At 67.9% G+C, this 20,242-nt stretch carries 16 protein-coding genes and 1 pseudogene; 10 read left to right on the forward strand and 7 right to left on the reverse strand.

What is annotated here, in order from left to right; all coding sequences use genetic code 11:
• The 5 genes and pseudogenes from AB0L97_RS36170 to AB0L97_RS36190 form a co-directional block, all read left to right on the forward strand.
• Positions 1 to 97 (forward strand): annotated as a pseudogene (locus AB0L97_RS36170) (cytochrome P450); the annotation flags it as partial.
• Positions 97 to 903: an SDR family oxidoreductase gene (locus tag AB0L97_RS36175; RefSeq protein ID WP_364438866.1), complete on the forward strand. Its 807-nt coding sequence runs from the start codon at positions 97 to 99 to the stop codon at positions 901 to 903. The pseudogene AB0L97_RS36170 and the gene AB0L97_RS36175, both read left to right, overlap by 1 nt.
• A gap of 9 nt (positions 904 to 912) precedes the next feature.
• Positions 913 to 1,110: a ferredoxin gene (locus tag AB0L97_RS36180; protein WP_355075050.1), complete on the forward strand. Its 198-nt coding sequence runs from the start codon at positions 913 to 915 to the stop codon at positions 1,108 to 1,110.
• Positions 1,111 to 1,249: 139 nt separating this feature from the next.
• On the forward strand, positions 1,250 to 2,842 hold the full coding sequence (locus AB0L97_RS36185; RefSeq protein ID WP_364438870.1) for a succinic semialdehyde dehydrogenase: 1,593 nt from the start codon (positions 1,250 to 1,252) through the stop codon (positions 2,840 to 2,842).
• Between the two features lie 95 nt (positions 2,843 to 2,937).
• On the forward strand, positions 2,938 to 3,423 hold the full coding sequence (locus AB0L97_RS36190; RefSeq protein ID WP_355075053.1) for a glutathione peroxidase: 486 nt from the start codon (positions 2,938 to 2,940) through the stop codon (positions 3,421 to 3,423).
• Between the two features lie 218 nt (positions 3,424 to 3,641).
• Here the strand turns inward: AB0L97_RS36190 and AB0L97_RS36195 are convergent, their stop codons facing one another.
• From AB0L97_RS36195 to AB0L97_RS36205, 3 genes are all read right to left on the reverse strand, one after another.
• The gene (locus AB0L97_RS36195) at positions 3,642 to 5,006 is read right to left on the reverse strand and encodes an NtaA/DmoA family FMN-dependent monooxygenase (protein WP_364438874.1); all 1,365 of its coding nucleotides are present in this window, start codon (positions 5,004 to 5,006) and stop codon (positions 3,642 to 3,644) included.
• 19 nt (positions 5,007 to 5,025) lie between these two features.
• Positions 5,026 to 6,060 (reverse strand): LLM class flavin-dependent oxidoreductase, encoded by a 1,035-nt coding sequence (locus tag AB0L97_RS36200; protein ID WP_364438877.1) that lies wholly within the window; start codon positions 6,058 to 6,060, stop codon positions 5,026 to 5,028.
• A 173-nt stretch (positions 6,061 to 6,233) separates the two neighbouring features.
• Complete coding sequence (locus AB0L97_RS36205; protein WP_364438880.1) at positions 6,234 to 7,673, reverse strand: MFS transporter; 1,440 nt, start codon at positions 7,671 to 7,673, stop codon at positions 6,234 to 6,236.
• Between the two features lie 255 nt (positions 7,674 to 7,928).
• Between AB0L97_RS36205 and car the strand changes: the two genes are divergently transcribed.
• The gene (car, locus tag AB0L97_RS36210) at positions 7,929 to 11,402 is read left to right on the forward strand and encodes a carboxylic acid reductase (RefSeq protein WP_364438938.1); all 3,474 of its coding nucleotides are present in this window, start codon (positions 7,929 to 7,931) and stop codon (positions 11,400 to 11,402) included.
• Positions 11,403 to 11,405: 3 nt separating this feature from the next.
• Here car and AB0L97_RS36215 read toward each other — a convergent pair whose 3' ends face one another.
• Positions 11,406 to 13,070 (reverse strand): sulfatase-like hydrolase/transferase, encoded by a 1,665-nt coding sequence (locus AB0L97_RS36215; protein ID WP_364438883.1) that lies wholly within the window; start codon positions 13,068 to 13,070, stop codon positions 11,406 to 11,408.
• A gap of 196 nt (positions 13,071 to 13,266) precedes the next feature.
• Positions 13,267 to 13,956 (reverse strand): TetR/AcrR family transcriptional regulator, encoded by a 690-nt coding sequence (locus AB0L97_RS36220; RefSeq protein WP_364438886.1) that lies wholly within the window; start codon positions 13,954 to 13,956, stop codon positions 13,267 to 13,269.
• Positions 13,957 to 14,105: 149 nt separating this feature from the next.
• On the opposite strand from AB0L97_RS36220, the gene AB0L97_RS36225 reads away from it, so the two are divergent.
• Together AB0L97_RS36225 and AB0L97_RS36230 are read left to right on the forward strand one after the other, a co-directional pair.
• Positions 14,106 to 15,047: an NAD-dependent epimerase/dehydratase family protein gene (locus tag AB0L97_RS36225; protein WP_364438889.1), complete on the forward strand. Its 942-nt coding sequence runs from the start codon at positions 14,106 to 14,108 to the stop codon at positions 15,045 to 15,047.
• Positions 15,048 to 15,340: 293 nt separating this feature from the next.
• Positions 15,341 to 15,784, forward strand: a complete 444-nt coding sequence (locus tag AB0L97_RS36230) for a nuclear transport factor 2 family protein (RefSeq protein ID WP_364438892.1) — start codon at positions 15,341 to 15,343, stop codon at positions 15,782 to 15,784.
• 20 nt (positions 15,785 to 15,804) lie between these two features.
• Here the strand turns inward: AB0L97_RS36230 and AB0L97_RS36235 are convergent, their stop codons facing one another.
• Positions 15,805 to 17,103 (reverse strand): hypothetical protein, encoded by a 1,299-nt coding sequence (locus AB0L97_RS36235; protein ID WP_364438894.1) that lies wholly within the window; start codon positions 17,101 to 17,103, stop codon positions 15,805 to 15,807.
• A 246-nt stretch (positions 17,104 to 17,349) separates the two neighbouring features.
• A complete protein-coding gene (locus AB0L97_RS36240) occupies positions 17,350 to 18,006 on the reverse strand; it encodes a serine protease (RefSeq protein ID WP_364438897.1) in 657 nt (218 codons plus the stop codon).
• Positions 18,007 to 18,322: 316 nt separating this feature from the next.
• Here AB0L97_RS36240 and AB0L97_RS36245 point away from each other — a divergent pair, with 316 nt between their 5' ends.
• Both AB0L97_RS36245 and AB0L97_RS36250 read left to right on the forward strand, forming a co-directional pair.
• Positions 18,323 to 18,901, forward strand: a complete 579-nt coding sequence (locus AB0L97_RS36245) for a hemerythrin domain-containing protein (RefSeq protein ID WP_355075075.1) — start codon at positions 18,323 to 18,325, stop codon at positions 18,899 to 18,901.
• Between the two features lie 240 nt (positions 18,902 to 19,141).
• Positions 19,142 to 20,191, forward strand: coding sequence for an FAD-dependent monooxygenase (locus AB0L97_RS36250; RefSeq protein WP_364438901.1), 1,050 nt, complete (start codon positions 19,142 to 19,144; stop codon positions 20,189 to 20,191).
• Positions 20,192 to 20,242 lie beyond the last annotated feature (51 nt).

The following is a 20,242-nucleotide window of genomic DNA, read 5'->3' on the forward strand; positions in this document are numbered from 1 at the left end:
GCGGTCCTACGACGTCCTCGAATCCGGGATCGCCCGGGTTCATTCGTCCAATGTGCGTGGCTTCGCGCACCTACCCATCACCGTGGAGACCCGATAATGCCGAGATTCGCACCCCATCCGGAGCGCAGGCCCGCGCTCGTCGCCGGCGCCTCCTCCGGAATCGGCGCGGCCACCGCCGTCGCCCTGGCCGAACTGGGCCACCCGGTCGCGCTCGGCGCGCGTCGCGTCGAGCAGTGCGCCGAACTGGCGGACAAGATCCGGGCCAACGGCGGTGCGGCGTTCGCCCATCGGTTGGACGTCACCGAGCCGGATTCGGTGGAGGAATTCGTGCGTGCCGCCGAAGAAGCGCTCGGCCCTACCGAGATCCTGGTCTCCAGTGCGGGCGACATCGAGTTCGGGCAGGCGTACGCGATGGATCCGGAACGATTCGTGCGCCAGGTACAGGTCCATCTGGTCGGCGCGCAGCGTCTCGTGCACCGGGTGCTGCCCGGCATGCTGCGCAGGCAGCGCGGCGACATCGTATTGATCAGTTCGGATTGCGCCTCCGAGCCGCGTCCGCGCACAGGCGCCTACAGCGCGGCCAAGGCGGGACTGGAAGCGATGGCCGCGCAGATGCGTATGGAGCTCGAGGGTAGCGGCGTCCGCCTGTCCCAGGTGCGCCCCGGACCGACCTTGACCGGCATGGGCATGGACTCCACGCCCGAGATCGTCGGCCCGGTGCTGGAGGACTGGAAAGCGTGGGGGTTCGCCAGGCATCCGTACATGTTGCGCGCGAGCGACTTGGCCGCCGCGGTGGTCGCGGTGGTATCCACCCCGCGCGGCTCGCACTTGGTGCTGGTCGAAGTGCAACCCGAGGCGCCGATACGTCCCCTCCCGGACGGCGCGGGACCGAACGAACAGTAAGGAGTCACGATGCGAGTGCTCGCCGATCTGGATCTGTGTCAGGGGCATGCCGTGTGCCAGGACGAGGCGCCGGAAGCGTTCCACGTCCCCAAACGCGGCAAAGTCGAGATCCTCGACGCCGCCGCGGACCCGCGGGCCCGCGACGACGTACAGCGCGCGGTCCGATACTGCCCGACCCAAGCGCTGTCGATCGCCACGGACGAATGAGCGGAATTCGTCCCTCGCGGCAGGTAGGCAGGGCGCGGCCGGGCGAATACGATGAATCCAAAATCGGAACGTGTTCTAATTCAGTCGCGCGGTCCGGCCCGGCACCTGCGGCGATGCCCGACGTCATGGAGAAGATCCGATGAGCACAGCACACACCGACAAGGCCGAGAGCACCTTGCCCGCCAGGATCACCGGGGAACTGCTCGCCCGGCTGACCGGCCTGGTCGCCGCCGACAGTGGCGCGGCGCCATATGAGATGACCGAGGTCTACACCGGCGCGCCGGTCGGTGCGCTTCCGCAGTCGTCCCCGCAGGACGTGCTGACGGCGTGCGCCGCCGCCCGGGCGGCGCAGACGGAGTGGGCCGCACTGCCGCTGCGCCAGCGGCTTCGGGTGTTCGAGCGGCTGCACGAGTTGATCCTCGGCGAGGTGGAGACCATCGCCGACCTCATCCAGATCGGGTGCGGCAAGACCCGTCGCATGGCAGTCGAGGAATCCTGCGACGTGCCCATGGTGATCAGCCATTACCTCAAGACCGCGCGCCGGGTGCTGCGGCCGAAGCGGCGCGGCGGCGCGATGCCGCTGATCACCTCCTCGATCGAGCAGCACCGGCCCAAAGGCCTCGTCGCCGTGATCGCGCCGTGGAACTTCCCCTTCGCCATCGCCCTGTCCGACGCCATGCCCGCGCTGATGGCAGGCAACGGCGTAGTCCTGAAGCCGGACAACAAGACCGCGCTGTGCGTGCTCTTCGGCGTCGAACTGCTGCACCGCGCCGGGCTGCCCCGCGGCCTGGTCCAGGTGGTGTGCGGCGAAGGGCCCGACATCGGGCCGACCCTGATCGACAACGTCGACTTCGTCATGTTCACCGGCTCGACCGCCACCGGCCGGATCGTCGGCGAGCAGGCCGGTCGCAACCTCATCGGATGCAGCCTGGAACTGGGCGGCAAGAACCCGATGATCGTGCTCGCCGACGCGAACCTGGACGAGGTGGTTCCCGGCGCGGTGTTCGCCGCGTTCGCCAACTCGGGGCAGGCGTGCATGCACATCGAACGGATCTACGTGCACCGGTCCCTCCACGAGGAATTCCTGCACCGGTTGGTGGCCGCGGCGGCGGAATTGAACGGAAAGATCGGCGGGGCCTACGACTACACGCCGGAGTTCGGTTCGCTGGTCTCCCCGCAGCATCTGGAACGGGTCGCCGCGCACGTCGACGACGCTCGGGCCAAAGGCGCCACCGTGCACGTCGGCGGGCAAGCGCGCCCGGATGTCGGTCCCGCTTTCTACGAGGCCACCGTGCTGACCGGCGTGACACCCGAGATGACCCACGCGACGCTGGAGACCTTCGGCCCGGTCGTCACCGTGTACCCGTTCGACGACGAGCAGGAAGCGGTGCGCCTGGCCAACGCGACCGACTACGGTCTCAACGCCAGCGTGTGGACCCGGGATGCGGCACACGGCGAGCGGATCGCCGCACAGCTGCAAGCGGGCAACATCAACATCAACGACGGCTTCGTCGCGACCTACGCCGCCAAAGGCACGCCGTCGGGTGGAGTGAAGCAGTCCGGAGTCGGCACCCGGCACGGTGACCAGGGCCTGTTGAAGTACACCGATACGGTGAACGTCGGCGTGCTCAAGAAGCAGGTGCTCGCCGCGCGGGCCGGTCAGCCTTACGACAAGCAGCTGAAGATGACCTTGATGTCGCTGCGGCTGATGCGCCGGACCAGGTTGCGCTGAAAGCTCGTAGGCCGATGCGCCCGCGGCGGTCGGAAACCCGGTGATCCGGTAGCGTGGCCGTCGGGGCGGATCTACGGAATCGAGAACGGATACCTATGAGCCTTCGAGAAGTCCCGCTACGCACGCTGTCCGGCGAGTCGACGACCTTGGCCGACTTGGTCGGCGACCGCGCCGTGCTGCTGGTGAACGTGGCCTCGAAATGCGGGCTGACACCGCAGTACTCCGGCCTGGTCGAACTGCACGAGTCCTACGGCCCGCGCGGTTTCAGCGTGGTCGGCGTGCCGTGCAACCAGTTCATGGGCCAGGAGCCCGGCACCGCGGAGGAGATCCAGCAGTTCTGTTCCACCACCTACGGCGTCGACTTCCCCTTGCTGGAGAAGACCGACGTCAACGGCGACCAGCGCCACCCCCTCTACCAGACCCTGGCCGACACCCCCGACGCCGAAGGCAACGCCGGCGACATCCAGTGGAACTTCGAGAAGTTCCTCATCGACCGCGACGGCAAGGTAGCGGGCCGCTTCCGCCCCCGGACCACCCCCGACGCACCAGAATTGGTCGCCGCCATCGAATCCGTGCTCTGACCGAACGTGAAACCGGAGCCGCCGTCCATCCAGGACGGCGGCTCCGGTCGTATCCCTTCACGAATGGCGCATCGCTGCGGCGAATCGCGAGTAGAACTCTCGATGGTGTGCCACTCCACAACTTCGGTCGCGATCCGTCGCGCGGCCACCAGGCACAGGCGTGCGGAGTGAGTGCCGAGCCGTCGCACAGTTGGGACGACAGTTCGGCTGTCGTGCGATCAGGAGCGGCGGGTGAGGGGTTCGCGTAGGCCGAGGTGGGCGCGGAGGGTGGTTCCGGTGTATTCCGTGCGGTAGACGCCGCGGTCTTGGAGTTCGGGAACGAGCCAGTTCACGATTTCGTCGAGGCCGGTCGGGACCAGGTAAGGGGAGATGTTGAAGCCGTCGGTCGCGCCGTGGCGGACCCAGCGGGCCAGTTCGTCCGCGACCTGGGTGGGGGTGCCCGCGAAGCCGGAACGTTCGGTGGAGGCGATCACGACTTCGCGCAGGGAGAGGTTTTCCGCCTCTGCCCTGGCCCGCCATTCGCGGGCGACGGCGATCGGGTCCTGTCCGGAACGCGGTGCGCCTCGGGTCTCCGAGATCGGGCGGGGCTGCGGATCATCCACGGGCAGAGGGCCGTCGGGGTCGAGGCCGGACAGGTCGCGGCCCCAGATCTGGCCGGCCAGCGACAGCGCGGTCTGGCCGGTGTACTGGCCGCTCTTCACCCAGCGCACTTTCTCCTCGACCTCGGATTCCTTCTCCGCGAGGATGATCTGCGTGCCGGGCAGGATCCGGATGTCGTCCTCGGGGCGGCCCGCCGCGCGCAGGCGTGTACGGATGTCGTTCGCGAAAGCCAGCGCGTCGTCGAAATGCGTTCCGTGCCTGGAGAAGATGACATCGGCGTGCGCAGCGGCGAAATCGCGGCCGGTGGGTGAATCACCCGCCTGGAAGATCACCGGATGCCCTTGCGCGCTGCGCGGCAGCGTGGGGGTGATCGTCACGTCGAAGTGCGGGCCGGTCCGCACCACCGGATGGATCGCCTCGGCACGCGCCCACGACGGGCTCTGCTGCGAGGTCGCGATCGCGCCGTCGTCCCAGGCGTCCCAGATCGCCCGCACCGTGGCGACGAACTCCCCGGCGCGCTCGTAACGCAGCGCGTGGTCCAGGAACCCGCCGCGCCGGAAGTTCGCGCCGGTCCAGGCGTTGTCCGTGGTGACCGCGTTCCAGCCCGCCCGGCCACCGGACAGCAGGTCCAGGCCGCCGAGTTTGCGCGCCAGGTCGGCGGGCTCGTTGTAGGTGGTGTTTTGAGTGGCCACCAGGCCGATGTGGCGGGTGACGCCCGCCAGCGCGGCGAGCTGGGTGATCGCGTCGGGGCGGCCCGCGATGTCCAGTTCCAGGATCGCGCCGTCCTGCTCGCGCAGGCGCAGGCCCTCACCGAGGAAGAACGCGTCGAACAAGCCGCGCTCGGCGGTCTGCGCGACCCGGCGGAAGGTTTCGAAGTCGATCTGCGAGCCGCTGGACGGGTCGGACCAGATGGTGGTGTGGTTCACGCCCTGGAAGAAGACGCCGAAATGGACTTGGGCGTCGGGACGCGGGAAGTCGGTCACGGAAACGATCTCCTGACGATCAGCGAGTGGTCGCGTAGCGGTTGGCGGGGCGGTTCAACCCGAGGTTGGCGCGCAAGGTCGAGCCGGGGATCGGGCGGTGCGCGACGCCGGTGCGCAACAGCGCGGGGACGACCTCGCGCGCGAGCACGGGCAGATCCTCGTCGATCACGGCGAGGTGCAGCCGCACACCGTCCAGGTGCGCGCTGAGTTCGGTCAGCAGATCGGTCAATTCCCCGGCCGATCCGGAGAACGCCAGGCGGCCCGGCGAACCGGAGGATTCGCCGAATCGCTGTGCTGCGCGCGTGCCGGGAACGTCCAAGGTCACTTCGACTTCGGCGAAGGCGAGCGCGGCCCCGCCGGAGTCCGCCGCCACGGCCGCCGCGACGGAATCGGCGGCGACGAGCCGGACATCGACCTCGCCTTCGGTGCCGAACACCACGGGCTGACCCTGTGGCGGCCGCGGCACGATCGCGGGTCCCTTCACCGAGAAGGTCTCGCCCTGGAAGTCGATGTAGTGCAGCTTGTTCCGGTCCAGGAATCGGCCGCTGGCGTAGTCGCGGATCACCGCGTCGTCTTCCCACGAGTCCCACAGGCGACGGGCCACCTCGATCGAATCCCGTTGCTCGCGGGCCAGATCGGCGTCTTCCGACACCGGTCGACGTCCCCAGGTGGCGGCGGCGCGTGAATCGTCGGCGCGCTCGGCGATCCAGCCCGCCCGCCCCCGCGAGGCGTAGTCCAGCGACGCCACCTGCGATGCCGTGTGGAACGGTTCGGCGTAGGTGCTGGCCACGGTGGGAACCAGGCCGATCGTGCTGGTCGTCGCCGCGACGAAGGCCGCCCGCGTCACCGCGTCGATGCGGCCGGGAATCTCGTGCCCCGGCAGGATGGAGTCGGCGAACGTGGCCAGGGTGAACCCGGCGTTCTCCGCGGCGGCCACCCGCCTGCGCACGGTCTCCGGGCTGAGCAGACGGTCCGGCGCGTGTGCCGCCCGCCGCCACGCCTCGGGGCGGAAGCCCTCCCCGTCGAGCTCTATACCGAGCGCGAAAACGCCCATCCCGCACCTTCTTTCATCCCGCGAACCACGACGCGACGATCGGTGGCCCGAGCCGGGCGCGATCCGGCTCGGGCCACCGGCGGCGCACCCGTTGCGAGCATGCGCGCGGTGGGTGGTCGATGGCGATGGTTTGCGTCGCGATGATTCGAAGATTGTCGAACGGAGGGCAGGGCCTACCGCGCCGCGCGGGCCGCGAAAGCCGCCGCGAGCAGGACCGTGACACCTTCGGCGACCGCCGTGCCGCCGAGCGCGTGGGCCGCACTGCTCACCGTGCTGCCCGCCAGGCCCAGGAACAGCGATCCGAACCCTGCGATCCCGACCACGATGCCGAGTTGCACGTTGGTCACCAGGATGCCGCTCGCGTCGGCCGCCAGGCTCATCGGGACCTTGGCCAGCGTGCGGGTCATGAGCGGACTGAAGGCGATACCGTTGCCCGCGCCGCACAGGCCGAGCAGGGTCAGCGCGAGCGGTCCGACGCCGCCGCCGTCACGTAGCAGCACGCCGAGGGCGACCATGCTCACCGCCCCGACGACCAGGCCGAGCGGGATCATCGCCGGATGGAACCGGGCCGGGACGCGTTCCCAGTTCAGGCTGGCGACGGCGAAGGTCACGCCGAGGGGGACGAACAGCAGACCCGCGTGCAGCGCGCTGTAGCCCAGCGTGCTCTGTAGGTGGATCGCCATGACGAACATCCAGCCGCCGAAGGTCGCCATGGTCACGAACAGCGCGACCGCGGCGGGCACGAGGCCGGGCGCGGTGAGTACCGCCCGCGCGAACAGGGGCTCGCCGCCACGGGTGGCGACGACCCGCTCGATCGCCACGAACGAGGCGAAGCCGAGCACGCTGGCGGTCAGGGCGATCCACGACCACAACGGCCAATCCAGCTCCCGCCCCAGGACGAGCGGCAACACCAGCAGCAGCACCGACGCGGTGAGCGTGGCCAGTCCCGGCAGATCGAGCTTGCGCTCGAGCCGCTGGGCCGAGGGCGGCAGGATGCGCGGCGCCGCCGCGAGCAATACGAGGCCGATCGGCACGTTCACCAGGAACACGCCGCGCCAGCTGCTGCCGAAGAGATCGGCGTTGACGATCAGCCCGCCGAGGACCTGTCCGGCGACCATGCCGCCGGAGATGATGGCCGAGTAGACGCTCAGCGCCCGCGCGCGGGCATCGCCGGTGAAGGTGCGCTGGATGAGCGTCATGATCTGCGGCACCATGGCCGCCGCGCCGACGCCCTGGGCGAACCGGAAGACGATCAGCGATGCCTCGTTCCAGGCCAGACCACAGGCCAGTGAGGAGAGGGTGAACAGCGCGAGTCCGGCGATGAACGCGCGGCGCTGGGTGAATCGGTCGCCGAGGCGCGCCCCCGTGACCAGCAGGACGGCGTAGGCGATGACGTACCCGGCGACGATCAGCTGCAGCGCCGCGCCGCTGGTGTGCAGGGAATTGCGGATGGAGGGAATGGCGACGTTGACGATGGAGGCATCGAGCACCGCCATGAACTGCCCGGTGAGAATGACGGCGAGGAGGGCAAGCGAACGCCGCGCTCCCAGCACGGCCGGTGCGGCCGCGGCGGCCGTCGTCGCCGCGGGCCCCGGCGATATGGTCTGTGTCATGCACCGAGCATGCGGTGCGGCGGGCACCGGTAACAGGAGCCCGATAACACTGGTACCGGCAGCACCAGGCTGAGTGTGCGGCACAACGCAATACCGAGTAGTTTCCGGACCTTCCCGGCACCGTGTCCAGTGTCACAGACGTGCGCGGCGGCTATTGTCTGACCAAAGTACTTAGTCGAGCTAACGTGTTTAGGAAGGCGCGTTCAAGGACCGAAGGAGGTCGTCGTGGCACCCGAAACACGCGGGGAGCGGCTCATGCGCCGCATCACCCGGCTATATGCCGAATACGACGACATCCGCAACGCCACACCGCGTGCGGACGTCGCCGAGAAGATTCGCGACCCCGGAGCGGGGCTCGCTCAGATCGTCGAGACGGTGATGGTCGGCTACGCCGACCGGCCCGCCGTCGCCCAGCGCGCGACCGAGCTGCGCACCGACGAGACCGGACGCACCACGCTGACGCTGCTGCCGCGGTTCGACACCATCACCTACGGCGAGCTGTGGGAGCGCGTGCGCGCGGTCGCCGCCGCATGGCACGGTGACGCGGACACACCGCTGCGGGCAGGCGACTTCGTGGGCATCCTGGGCTTCACCAGCAGTGACTACACCACGCTCGACCTGGCCTGCGTCCACCTCGGCCTGGTCGCGGTACCCATGCAATCCAGCGCCCCGGTCGCCCAGCTCGCCGCGATCGTGGCGGAGACCGAGCCGTGGGTGCTGGCGGCGACACCGGAACTGCTCGACGCCGCGGTGACGTGCGCGCTGTCGGAGTCCGGGCCACAACGGCTGGTCGTCTTCGACTACCACCCGGAAGACGACGACCAGCGGGCGGCGTTCGACGCCGCCCGCGCGCGGCTGGCCGACGCGGGCAGCGCGGTGCGCGTCGAATCGCTCGACGAGGTGCTGGCGCGAGGCCGGACGCTGCCGCCGGCGCCGCTGTTCGTCGCGGAGCCCGGCGAGGACCCGCTGGCGCTGCTGATCTACACCTCGGGCAGTACCGGAACCCCGAAAGGCGCGATGTACAGCCAGCGGCTGGTCGCCAGGGGATGGGTGAACCGGCCCGACGTCGCCGCGATCAACTTCAACTACATGCCGATGAGCCATGTGGCCGGTCGCGGGTCGCTGACCGGCGTGCTGGCGCGCGGCGGCACCGCGTACTTCGCGGCCGAGAGCGATATGTCGACGCTGTTCGACGACATCGCGCTGGCCCGGCCGACCGAGCTGTTCTTCGTTCCGCGCGTGTGCGACATGGTCTTCCAGCGCTACCAGAGCGAGGTGGACCGGCGCTACGGACCCGGTGTGGACCGCGTCGCGCTGGAAGCGGAGGTGAAAACCGAACTGCGCGAACACTTCCTGGGTGGACGGCTGGTCATGGCGATCTGCGGGAGCGCCCCGGTGTCGGCCGAGATGAAATCGTTCGTCGAGTCGGTGCTCGATCTGGAGTTGCACGACGGCTACGGATCCACCGAGGCGGGCGGCGTGGTCGTCATCGACGAACGGGTGCAGCGGCCGCCGGTACTGGACTACAAACTCGTCGACGTCCCCGAGCTGGGCTACTTCCGGACCGACAAGCCGCATCCGCGCGGCGAGCTGCTGTTGAAGAGCAGCACCCTGATCTCCGGGTACTACAAGCGGCCCGAGGTCACGGCCGAGGTCTTCGACTCCGACGGCTTCTACAAAACCGGCGACATCGTCGCCGAACTCGGCCCGGATCACCTGGTGTACGTCGATCGGCGCAACAACGTGCTGAAACTCTCCCAGGGCGAATTCGTCGCGGTCTCGCGTCTGGAGTCGGTCTATGCGACCAGTCCGCTGATCCGGCAGATCTTCGTGTACGGCAGCAGCGAACGTGCCTATCTGCTCGCCGTGATCGTGCCCACTGAGGACGTGCTGGCCTGGGGAGATCCGGAGAAGATGAGGACGGCGCTGAGCGATTCGTTGCGACAGCTGGCCAAGGACGCCGAGCTGCAGTCCTACGAGGTCCCGCGCGAGTTCCTGATCGAGCCGGAACCGTTCACCACCGCCAACGGATTGCTGAGCGGCATCGGAAAGCTGTTGCGGCCCAAGCTCAAAGAACACTACGAGCCGCGTTTGCAGGAGCTCTACGCCGAACAGGCCGCCGGGCAGGCGAACGAACTGCTCGACCTGCGCCGCACCGCGGATCACCTGCCCGTGCTGGAGACGGTGAGCCGCGCGGCGAAGGCCGTACTGGGCTGCGCGGACGCCGATCTGCGCCCCGACGCGCACTTCAGCGATCTCGGCGGCGATTCGCTCTCGGCGTTGTCGCTGTCGAATCTGCTGCACGAGATCTTCGAGGTCGAGGTGCCGGTGTCGATGGTGACCAGCCCGGCCAACGGGTTGCGCGAGGTGGCGGCTTACATCGCGGCCGAGCGCGCCTCGGGTACGCGGGGCGCCACCTACTCCTCTGTGCATGGCGCCGAGTCGCAGGTCCGCGCCGCCGATCTGACCCTCGACAAGTTCCTCGACGCCCGCACACTCGCCGAGGCGCCGAATCTGGCGCGCCCCTCCGCAACCGTGCGGACGGTGCTGCTGACCGGCGCGAACGGCTACCTCGGCCGTTTCCTGTGCCTGGAATGGCTGCGGCGGATGCACGACAGCGGAGGCACGCTGGTCTGCCTGGTCCGGGGTTCCGACGCCGCCGCGGCGCGCAAGCGACTCGACAGCGCCTTCGACACCGGAGATTCCGGCCTGGTCCAGGAGTTCCAGGATCTGGCCGCCGCGCATCTGGAGGTGATCCCCGGCGACATCGGTGATCCGAACCTGGGGCTCGACGATCGGACCTGGCAACGGCTGGCCGAACAGGTCGACGTGATCGTGCATCCCGCCGCACTGGTCAACCACGTGCTGCCGTATCGGCAACTGTTCGGCCCCAACGTGGTCGGCACCGCCGAGTTGATCCGTCTCGCCCTGACCACGCGGCTCAAGCCGTTCACCTATCTGTCCACGGTCGCCGTGGCCACGCAGATCGACCCGGCCGTCTTCGCCGAGGACGGCGACATCCGCGAGCTCAGCGCGATGCGCGCGGTGGACGACAGTTACGCCAACGGCTACGGCAACAGCAAGTGGGCAGGCGAGGTGCTGCTGCGCGAGGCCAATGACCTGTGCGGGCTTCCGGTGGCGGTGTTCCGGTCGGACATGATCCTCGCCGACCGGCGTTACACCGGTCAGCTCAACGTGCCCGACATCTTCACCCGGCTGCTGCTGAGCCTGCTCGTCACGGGGATCGCGCCGTTCTCCTTCTACCGCACCGACGCGAACGGCCAACGCTCGCGCGCCCACTACGACGGCCTGCCCGCCGATTTCACCGCCGAGGCGATCACCATTCTCGGCGCGACGGCGGGGACGGGTTTCCACAGTTTCGACGTGCTCAACCCGCACGACGACGGCCACTCGCTCGACGAGTTCGTCGACTGGCTGATCGAGGCGGGCCATCGCATCGAGCGGATCGCCGATTACGGCGAGTGGGTCACCCGATTCGAGACCTCCCTGCGGGCGTTGCCGGAAGCTCAGCGCCAGGCCTCCGTGCTGCCGTTGTTGCACGCCTATCGACGACCGGCCCCGGCCGTTCGTGGCTCGGCATTGCCCGCGGAGAAATTCCGTGCTGCCGTCCGAGCCGCGAAAATCGGCGCCGATCAGGATATTCCGCAGATCTCCCGGGAGCTGATCGAGAAATACGTCAGCGACCTGGGCGTGCGGGGCTTGCTGTAGGAGCTAGGACGGCTTCGGCACGGCATCGAGCAAGGCGTTGCCGATGCGTTCGGCTTGGATCAACACGTTCGTCTGCGCCGAGAGGTAGTCGCCGATGCCTTCGTCCTGCGCGGCCCGCAGATACGGCGGCAGCGGTTGCTGGATCTCGGTGCGAATGACGTTGTCCAGCAGCGACTCCATCTCGCCGCGCAACGGATTCCCGGTGGCGGCTTGGTTGTCGAGCTCGAGCCTGCCGCCGTCGGTGCTGTAGTCGTAGAGCTCGAATTCCTGTGCGGCCGCCGGGTCGATCTGGATCCGGCCGTGCACCCAATGGGAATAGGAGGCGAATTTCGCGTCCGGGGTGCGCACCATCGCGACGTGGCCCGGGGCGTTCTGATCGAACAGCATCGCGGCTTCCTCGATCGAAGCCTCGTCGGTGGTATGGGCGACCCATGGCCTGCCCGCGGCTCCCGGGTTGCGGCACAGCGCGGCGATGTCGAGACGCCCGCTGAGATGTTCGTAGCGTCCGTCGCCGCGCCATTCGTCGCCGCCGGTGCCGATGGTGAGCAGCAGGGGAGTGAAATCGACACTGGAAGTGAGCTGGTCCCTGGTGCTCGTCCCGTTCACCGGGCTCAAGTGGCCGCGCGGATCGTGGACGTAGAGCGGGACGCGCAGCGCCTCGTCGTAGGCGGCGCCGCCTTTGCCGTGCAGGCCGTGGGAGCCCGCGTAGTCCCCGTGGTCGGAGGTGAAGACGACGACGGTGTTGGCGGCGACGTCCGGACGCGACTGCAAGGTGTCCAGCACGCGGCCGATCTGGATATCGACCTGCTGCTGCGCCCACAGATACAGATTGCGCATCTCGATCCAGGCCTGCATGGCTTCCGGCGTTCCGTAGGGCGCCGCTCCGAACGCCACCGCCGAGACCTCCACCAGCGCCATCTGCAGGCGCGGTTTGCGCGAAAGTTGTTCGAGCGACTCGAAATTGGGCGGCAGCTCGTTCATCCAGCGTGGGATGTCGGCGTTGAACTGGTCGCGACGGGTCCAGCGCGGCCACCATTGGATGTCGTGCGGGTTGACCAGCGACACCGTCGTGCACCAGGGCGCATTGCCGGAATCGTTGTGGAACCAGTCGACGAATTGGTCGACGATCTTCGGATCCATTTGCAGCCCTTGACCCGGCGCGCCGTTGGGTGAGGGATAGGTGCCGCCGTGGAATCCGTAGGCTTCGAGCGCGCCCGGTGTGCGATCCGGGTAGCTGCCGAGATGCCACTTGCCCCAGTAGGTGGTGTCGTAACCGTGGTCGCGCAGCATGGACCCCCACGTCGGGAACAGCGGCGACAACGTCGACTCCGACACGACCATGACCCCGGTCTGCTGCGCGTAGAGGCCGGTCAGCAGGCAACCCCGGGCGGGTGTGCAGTCGTTGGCCGCCGTGTAGTGATTCTCGAACGACACGCTGCCCCGGCGGATCCGTGCGATGTTCGGCAGCACGGCGTCCAGTGTCTGCTGGTCGGGGAACCACACGGGTGTCCGCATCTCGTCCACGATGATCACCAGGATGTTCGGCTTGTCCGGATCGGTGTCCGCTCGGGCCTTGCCCGGCGCGGCTCCGGTCGTGACGGCGGCCGCGGCCGTGGCCGAAGTGGCCGCACTGGACAGAAATCCCCTGCGAGTGAACGAGCTCGGCAATGTTCCTCCACGAATGAGTCGTGTTCGGTCGAATGGAACGCGGAGAATCTCGGTGCTGTGTACCGTAGCGCCGCCCGGCGTGCGCTACCCGCACGCCGGTGCGGACACGCCGCCATGTCGTCGTACAGATGAACTGGTCGGACCGGATCGAGGCCGGGCTGCGAAGAAGGCGGCGAGGAGACCGCCGGAGGCCGGGTTACGGCAGGCCGACCAGGTCGGCCATCACGTTCATGTGGTGACCGAAGTATTCGTCGCGGGCGTCGATGGTTCCGTTCAGGCGGCCGAAGATCTCGAAGCTGATCAGGCCGAACAGCTGGGTCCAGCCGACAAAGACCCGGTCGAGCACGTCTTCGGGCATGTCAGCGGGCGGCTTCTGCTCGATGAGTCGGCGCAGGTCGGTGCGGACGGGCGCGGGCAGCGGGGCCGGAAGCGGTGGCGGTGTCAGTTTTCCCGCCCCCTCCTGCGCGATGGCGACCAGCCGGAAGACAACGGCCGTGGCGGGGGCCACGGTGTCCTCGGGTGCGAAGTATCCGGGTACCGGGCTGCCGTAGAGCAGTCCGTATTCGGCCGGATGGGCCAGCGCCCAGTCTCGCACCGCCGAGCACACCGCCAGCCACCGGCCGCGTAGATCGGCGGCGGGAACCTTCGCGTCGGCGGTTTCGGCTTCGGCGGCCAGGGCGCGGTAGGCGTCGAGAATCAAGGCGGTCAACAGGTCGTCCCGGCTCGGGAAGTAGCGGTAGAGCGCGGACGGAACGATGTCCATATCCCGTGCGACCCCGCGTAAGGACAGGTTCGCGCCGTCCACGGCCAACCGTCTGCGCGCGACCTCTTTGATCTCCTCGGTCATCTCGGAGCGGATGCGGGCGCGTAGGGATCGGGCGGACATCTCCCCAGTGTAGAGAACAAGCAACCGATAACAGAACATATGTTGGTTCGGTGAACAGTGCTCTTGACTTCACGCATTGTTCTGACTTACGGTGAAGCCGCATTGAGAACACTGTTCTCTAAACGGAACGCCCGACAGGATGGATTGCCATGGTTCTGCACGTTGTCATCGGAGCCGGCCCGGTGGGCGCGACCACCGCCGCGTTGCTCGCCGCACGCGGCGCCCAGGTGCGCGTGATAACCCGGCGCGGCGTCGGCCCGGATCATCCGCTGATCGAGCGCGTCGCCGCCGACGCTACCGACTCGGCGGCATTGATCGGGCATTGTGCGGGCGCGGAGGTGATCTTCCAGTGCGCGCAGCCTCCGTATCACCGCTGGGCGAGCGATTTTCCGCCCCTGGCCGCCGCCGTGTTGCAGGCGGCGGAGGCTACCGGCGCCGCGCTGCTGAGCGTCGGAAACCTCTACGGCTACGGTCAGGTCGACGGTCCGATCAGCGAACAGCACCCGCTGCGTCCCAACAGCGTGAAAGGGCGCGTGCGCGCGGAGCTCTGGACCGAGGCGCTGGCGGCGCACGAAGCGGGCCGCGTCCGCACCGCCGAAGTACGCGGATCGGACTACCTCGGCGCCGGAGCGACGTCGGCGTTCACCGTCGCGGCGCTGCCCGCCGTGCTGGCCGGCCGCCGGGTGCTGTTCCCCGCCGATCCGGACGCCGCGCACAGCTGGACCGACGTCACCGACACCGCACGTACTCTCGTCGCGGTCGCCCACGACGAAAACGCTTGGGGCCGCGCTTGGCACACGCCCACCGCGCCGCCGATGTCCCTTCGCGAACTCGCCGGGCTCGCGGCGACGGTCGCGGACGCGCCGCCCGCGCGGGTGAGCCGGATGCCCGCCGCGGTGCTCTGGGTCGGAGGGCTCTTCGATCCCAACGCCCGCGAGATGCGCGAACTGCGGTATCAGTTCGATCGTCCGTTCATGATCGACTCCTCGGCCGCGACCGCGGCCTTCGGCATCGAGCCGACGCCCACCGCGGAATCACTGCGCGCCACGATCGCCGCCCTTCGCGACGAGGCGTCCGCATCCATCGACTGACGTCCGGCGGACGATTCGTGGGGAGGGGGCCCCGAACGCGTCGTGGCGGACGAAGGCCAGGCGCTCGCTCGGGTCCGAGGAGTCATGAGCGGACCGGGCGCCGCGCCGCTACCGGCTGTCGGGAAGCGACCTCGTGCGACCCACAGGATGATTTCGACCTAGCTGCCGGGAACCACGGCCGTCACTCCTATGACAAGAGACAGTGGGGGAGAGGTAACACAACCGACCCCCATCTAGCGCGATGGCTGATTCCCGCCAGCGCGGGCGGGGTGGCGGTGACGAGGATCGTGCGCATGACAGCTGATGTGATGAGCACCCTGAGGGCCTTCTACGCGTCGGAGGCGGCGTATCTGACCGACGGGTCCGGGTTCGAGGAAATGGCCCGGCATCTGGCGCCGGATGTGGTCATGCGCCAGGCGTCGAGCCTGCCCTATGGCGGCGATTGGCATGGACACGACGGATTCCGGAGATTCCTCGCCGCGATGCGAGAGAGCTGGGACGGCTTGTGGTTCGACGAGCAGCATTTCCTCGACGACGAGGCCAGCGTCGTGGTCTACAGCCGGGGTCGTCTACGTGCGCGGCGCACCGGACGGATACTGGAAACCTCACTGCTGCAATGGATCAGCTTTCGAGACGGCCTGATCACCGAATTCCGGCCCTACTATCACGACACTTCGGCGATCCTGGCCGCCCTGACCGAAGGGCCGTCGGCCGCGCAGCCTCCGTCGGCCGATTGACCGATCCCCTGGCCGAACGGCTAATACCACTTACCCGGATAAGAACCATTCGGGCTGTGGTACAGGACTCCGGTCTCGTAGCAGATGAATTCACCGCGGGTGTCGAAGCAGGTCGCATAGTTGTTCGAGACTTTGCCCGAGATCACCAGGATCCAGTCGCCGATGACATCCATCGGGCGCTGATGCCATCCGCTCGCGACTTTGTTCAGTGTCGTGAGGTCTATGACGGGGCTGTCATCGGCGTTTTGGATGTAGAGATACTTGCCGGCGAGGTAGACGTGCTGGAACCCGAGGCCGGCGGCGTCGTTACCTGACTTCTGGACGACGAACGTCTTCTTGTTCATGTCGTAGACGTTCAGATAGGCGCTGTCGCTGCCTCCCCGCCCATACGCGAGCAATAGGTTTCCGCTGCGTTGGAACGACTGCGCGAAGGGCGCGATCGGTCCGACGAGCGCGGCGGCAGCCGAATCGAAGTAGAAGAGGTGGTAGTCGGGCCGACCGGCCTGTGCGACGAAAAAGCCGTTGTCCGCTGTCGTATGCGGTGAATCGATGGCCGTTCCGCCCGCGAGGCCGATGCCATCGAACCGCGCGATCTCGGAGCCGTCCTTCGCGCTGTTGAATACGATTCTCTGGCCGCTCTGCGTCCCCAACTCCCTTGCGAGACTCCGACCGTTGTAGCGGTCGCTGTAGAGCTGGCCTTCGTCGAGCTGCCAGGCAACGGCGAGCGTATCGAGGTCGAATCCGACGACGCGCGAACGAACTCGGACGATGAAACCGTATTCTGTCGGGGCCAGCACCGAGAACTTGTCGAGTGCGAGGTCTGCGGGCCAAGGCGCCTGAGCGACAGGTGCTCGATCGTTCACTCCGAACGCTTCGATCCTGGTCGAGTACTTTTCGGCATCCAGACCCGAAGCAGGTGTGCGAACCGAGACTATGTACACGACGCGCACATTTCGAGGCGTACCCATCACCGTGCAGAAGTGGTTGACGAGTTGCTCGGGCGCTTTGAGAATCGGTTGGGGGATCGGCTTGTTCGTGCCGGTCAGCGGATCGAACACCTGGCCGCCGCGGGTGAATTTGTCACCGGCATCGGGAGTGCAGCCCGAGAACACCGTCCCCGGACCGCGCATGCGGTTGTCGCCTTGCAGGAGTGGCACCGTCTCCGGTGGCGGCGCGGCGCTCGACGCCGGTGCGCCGGGGGTTCTGGCGGTTGCGGTCGTTGTCGCGGCGGCCGCCGATCTGGTTGCCGGACCCGGCGAATCGTCGGATGTGGCGCAACCGGCGATCACGACCGCGGCGGCCAGGACGACAGCACCCAAGATTCGTTGCACACACTGACCCATTTCCAACCCCAGACCGTGGACGCACCCGTTCGACCGGGCGTCGGCGGTAGCCTTCACGATCGGTCGATTCGACACCGACCCGAATGTAGAGCATGCGCACCGCATCTGAATGTCAGCTGTTCGACCGATATTCCGGAACCGGAGGCGGGAGAAACGCTGTATTCGGGTCGCTACTGCGATGCCGAAGTTCGCTCGACCCGCGTGCTGGTCACACTGCTGGGATCAGATGGGACGGAATCCGGCGCCGACGTCGTCGCGGGAGTCGATGTCGGCGAGGATGGCGTTGATGTCGGTTCCCACCTCGGGCCCGAGACACCCCATGCCCCAGTAGGCGTTGACCATGCCGACCAGGGTCGAACCGATCACCACCGGCGCGCCGGAATCGCCCTTGAGCACACACATTTGGGTCCAGGTGTCGCTGCCGCGGCCCATCATGTCGCCCCAGGCGACACCGCAGGTTCGGCCGGTCGTGCGGCCCTTCTTGCACACCACGTCGGGAAATCGCGCGGGTGCGCCGAGGCCGTCGATGGCGAAACCACCGACGTCGCGGGCTGGAGCGACCCGCGTGTCATCGAATTGGATGATCGCGTAGTCCAGTTCGTGATCGGCGTAGACGAACCGCCCCAGCACCCCATAGCTGGGATAGGTCACCGACGCCACCTGCGCCCCGGGCTCGCCGCAATGCCCCGCCGTCAAACCGACCAGCCTGCCGGCCGCGTCGTAGCCGATGGCGGTGAGCGTGCACTCGGCCCGGTCATCGATCACGATCCCCGATCCACCGCCGATCGGCGGCAACGGCAACTGCGGTACACCGGCCGCCGCACCGGCTCCGACGGAAACCGGGCCGCACACCAGCGCGGCCGCGGAAATCACCTTCATCAGCGAACGAGACACCGTTCCTCCCACCGAGCCGAGCGAACCTCACCACCACCGAGCTACCCACACCTACCACGCGGAAACGGAGGATCGGTCGTAACGCTGTCGCTCCCGAGGTTCGGTCAGCCGTTTCACGGCGAGGCACTTTGTCGTTGATGCTCGCGATCGGGTATCCATGCGGGTTCCGCGGCGGAATGTGAGCGTCGGGCCGCGGCTCGGTAGTACGTTGTCGTCAGGTTCCCATGGACGTTCCGGCTGCCCGCGCGGCAGTCGGTCGTCGAGTCCAATGCTTACTCGAACGCGGCGTCAGGGAGGAAATGTGGACATTACCGAGCTGATTCTCGATGACCATCACGAGCAGCGGCGGCTGTTCGCGATCCTGGAGCAGATCGATCGCGGGGAAACCGCCGCGCTGTCCGCGATCTGGGACAGACTGGCGGCCTTCCTCGAGCTGCACGCGCAGGCCGAGGAGGAGATCTTCTATCCCGAGCTGCTCCAGGCAGGGATCGCGGCCCGGCGCGCGAGCGGGACGGAGGACGAGACACTCGACGCCATCCACGACCACAACGAGATCAGGGACGCGGTCGCCGAAGTAGCGCGACACCAGGTCGGCACCGACGATTGGTACGCGGCCGTAGCTGCGGCGAACCTGGCCAACAGCGACCACATGGCCGAGGAAGAACGTGAGGGGCTCACCGACTTCCGCCGCCTGGCCGGGTTGGCGCGCCGCCACCAACTCGCCGTCGCCTTCGCCGCCTACGAAGCGAGCAATTACGCCGGCGTCGAGCCCGTAGACAAAGACCCTCTCGGCTATGTCCGCGCGGCGGAGGCGACACTGCGCACCGGGGCGAGTGGATCGCTCAGTGTCGGCAGCCTGAAGCGAATTCCACCGAGCTGAGCACCGTCGATGCGATGGGGGAGCGCATGTGTCGACCCGTGCCCACTCGGATTCTGTTGCCACGAAGAGCTTTTGGACTGGGTGGCCCGCTCTACCATGGTGAGACGTGCTCTGCGGAGGCGCCATCCCGCGCTCGGTCGATCAGTCCTCGGGGAAGGTTCGGCCGAGCATGGCAATCTGGATGAGTGCCCCTCCCAGCGGGTGGCCGTCGGCACGACAACGCTAGGAGATCGCAGTTACATGGTCAGTGTTATCGGTGGTGGGATCGCGGGTAGTTGCCTGGCCGGTGGTCTCGCGCGGAAAGGTCGTCAGGTAACGGTCTACGAGCAGCAGCGCCCCGGTCCCGGAGCCGGGGCGTTTCTGTTCATCGATGGGCGCGGGCACGACGCGATGGAGGCGATGGGCGTCGATCGTTCGGCGCTGCACGCGGTTTCGTATCCGCTGGCGGGGCTCGACTATGAAGACAGTCGCGGTCGGCGCAGCGAAATGCCCAGTCGCGGTCATCGCTTCTGGTTGCGCCGCAACCTCATGGGTGTGTTGTCGGAGTTCGTCGCCGGCTCCGGCGCGGAGCTGCGCTACGGCGAGCCGATCACCGAGGTGACCTCGGGTGACGACGGCCACGAGATCCGGCGCGGCGCGGACGTCGTCGCCGCCGAGGGACTGGTGGTCGGCGCCGACGGTATCGACTCCGTGGTCCGCGCGGGCCTGGAACCCGGCCGCATCCCGGTCTACGCCGGTGACGTCGTGCTGTACGGGATGACCGGCACGCCATTGGATTCCCCGCCGGCCACCGCACCCGCGGTCCTGCACTTCTTCGCCGAGGTCGCCGAAGACGGCAGTGCCGGCAGTACTTTCGGGCACATCTGGCGCCCAGAGGATCCGGCGGCTCTGTGGTTCGTGCGGATCCCGCGCGAACCCCTCCCCGCTTCCCGCGACGATATCGGGATGCGGCCGACCGGTGAATGGGCCGAAACCATCTTGGCCGCAACGCCTTCCATCGAGGCGCTGGTGTCGGATTTACTGTCGCACACGGAACTGTTGCACGTCAGCAACGCCCGCGACGTTCCCCTGGACGGAGCGCGCGCGCCTCAGGATTCGGTGCTCCTGATCGGTGACGCCGACCACGCCATCACTCCGGCCGCCGGAGTCGGCGCACGTGACGCGCTCGAGGACGCACGCGCGGTGTTCGAGGCGATCGTCGGCGCCGGCTCACCCGCCGAAGCGATGACGCAGCGCCGCAAGCAGATCATCACCGATCGCGAGGCAGCCCAGCGGGCCCGACGGCGATGATCCGGCATTCGGTCCGCCGCGGTGCGGTCGCTCAGCAGCCTTGCCCACAGT

The organism is Nocardia sp. NPDC051911 (genome assembly GCF_040681035.1).
Classification (GTDB): Bacteria; Actinomycetota; Actinomycetes; order Mycobacteriales; family Mycobacteriaceae; genus Nocardia; species Nocardia sichangensis.

Coding starts and splice junctions, on each gene's coding strand:
- AB0L97_RS36175 (WP_364438866.1), top strand. CDS start 97: ATGCCGAGATTCGCACCCCATCCGGAGCGCAGGCCCGCGCTCGTCGCC.
- car (WP_364438938.1), top strand. CDS start 7,929: ATGCGCCGCATCACCCGGCTATATGCCGAATACGACGACATCCGCAAC.
- AB0L97_RS36220 (WP_364438886.1), bottom strand. CDS start 13,956: ATGTCCGCCCGATCCCTACGCGCCCGCATCCGCTCCGAGATGACCGAG.
- AB0L97_RS36250 (WP_364438901.1), top strand. CDS start 19,142: ATGGTCAGTGTTATCGGTGGTGGGATCGCGGGTAGTTGCCTGGCCGGT.
- AB0L97_RS36200 (WP_364438877.1), bottom strand. CDS start 6,060: ATGGGCGTTTTCGCGCTCGGTATAGAGCTCGACGGGGAGGGCTTCCGC.
- AB0L97_RS36225 (WP_364438889.1), top strand. CDS start 14,106: ATGGTTCTGCACGTTGTCATCGGAGCCGGCCCGGTGGGCGCGACCACC.
- AB0L97_RS36180 (WP_355075050.1), top strand. CDS start 913: ATGCGAGTGCTCGCCGATCTGGATCTGTGTCAGGGGCATGCCGTGTGC.
- AB0L97_RS36240 (WP_364438897.1), bottom strand. CDS start 18,006: ATGAAGGTGATTTCCGCGGCCGCGCTGGTGTGCGGCCCGGTTTCCGTC.
- AB0L97_RS36190 (WP_355075053.1), top strand. CDS start 2,938: ATGAGCCTTCGAGAAGTCCCGCTACGCACGCTGTCCGGCGAGTCGACG.
- AB0L97_RS36205 (WP_364438880.1), bottom strand. CDS start 7,673: ATGACACAGACCATATCGCCGGGGCCCGCGGCGACGACGGCCGCCGCG.
- AB0L97_RS36185 (WP_364438870.1), top strand. CDS start 1,250: ATGAGCACAGCACACACCGACAAGGCCGAGAGCACCTTGCCCGCCAGG.
- AB0L97_RS36230 (WP_364438892.1), top strand. CDS start 15,341: ATGACAGCTGATGTGATGAGCACCCTGAGGGCCTTCTACGCGTCGGAG.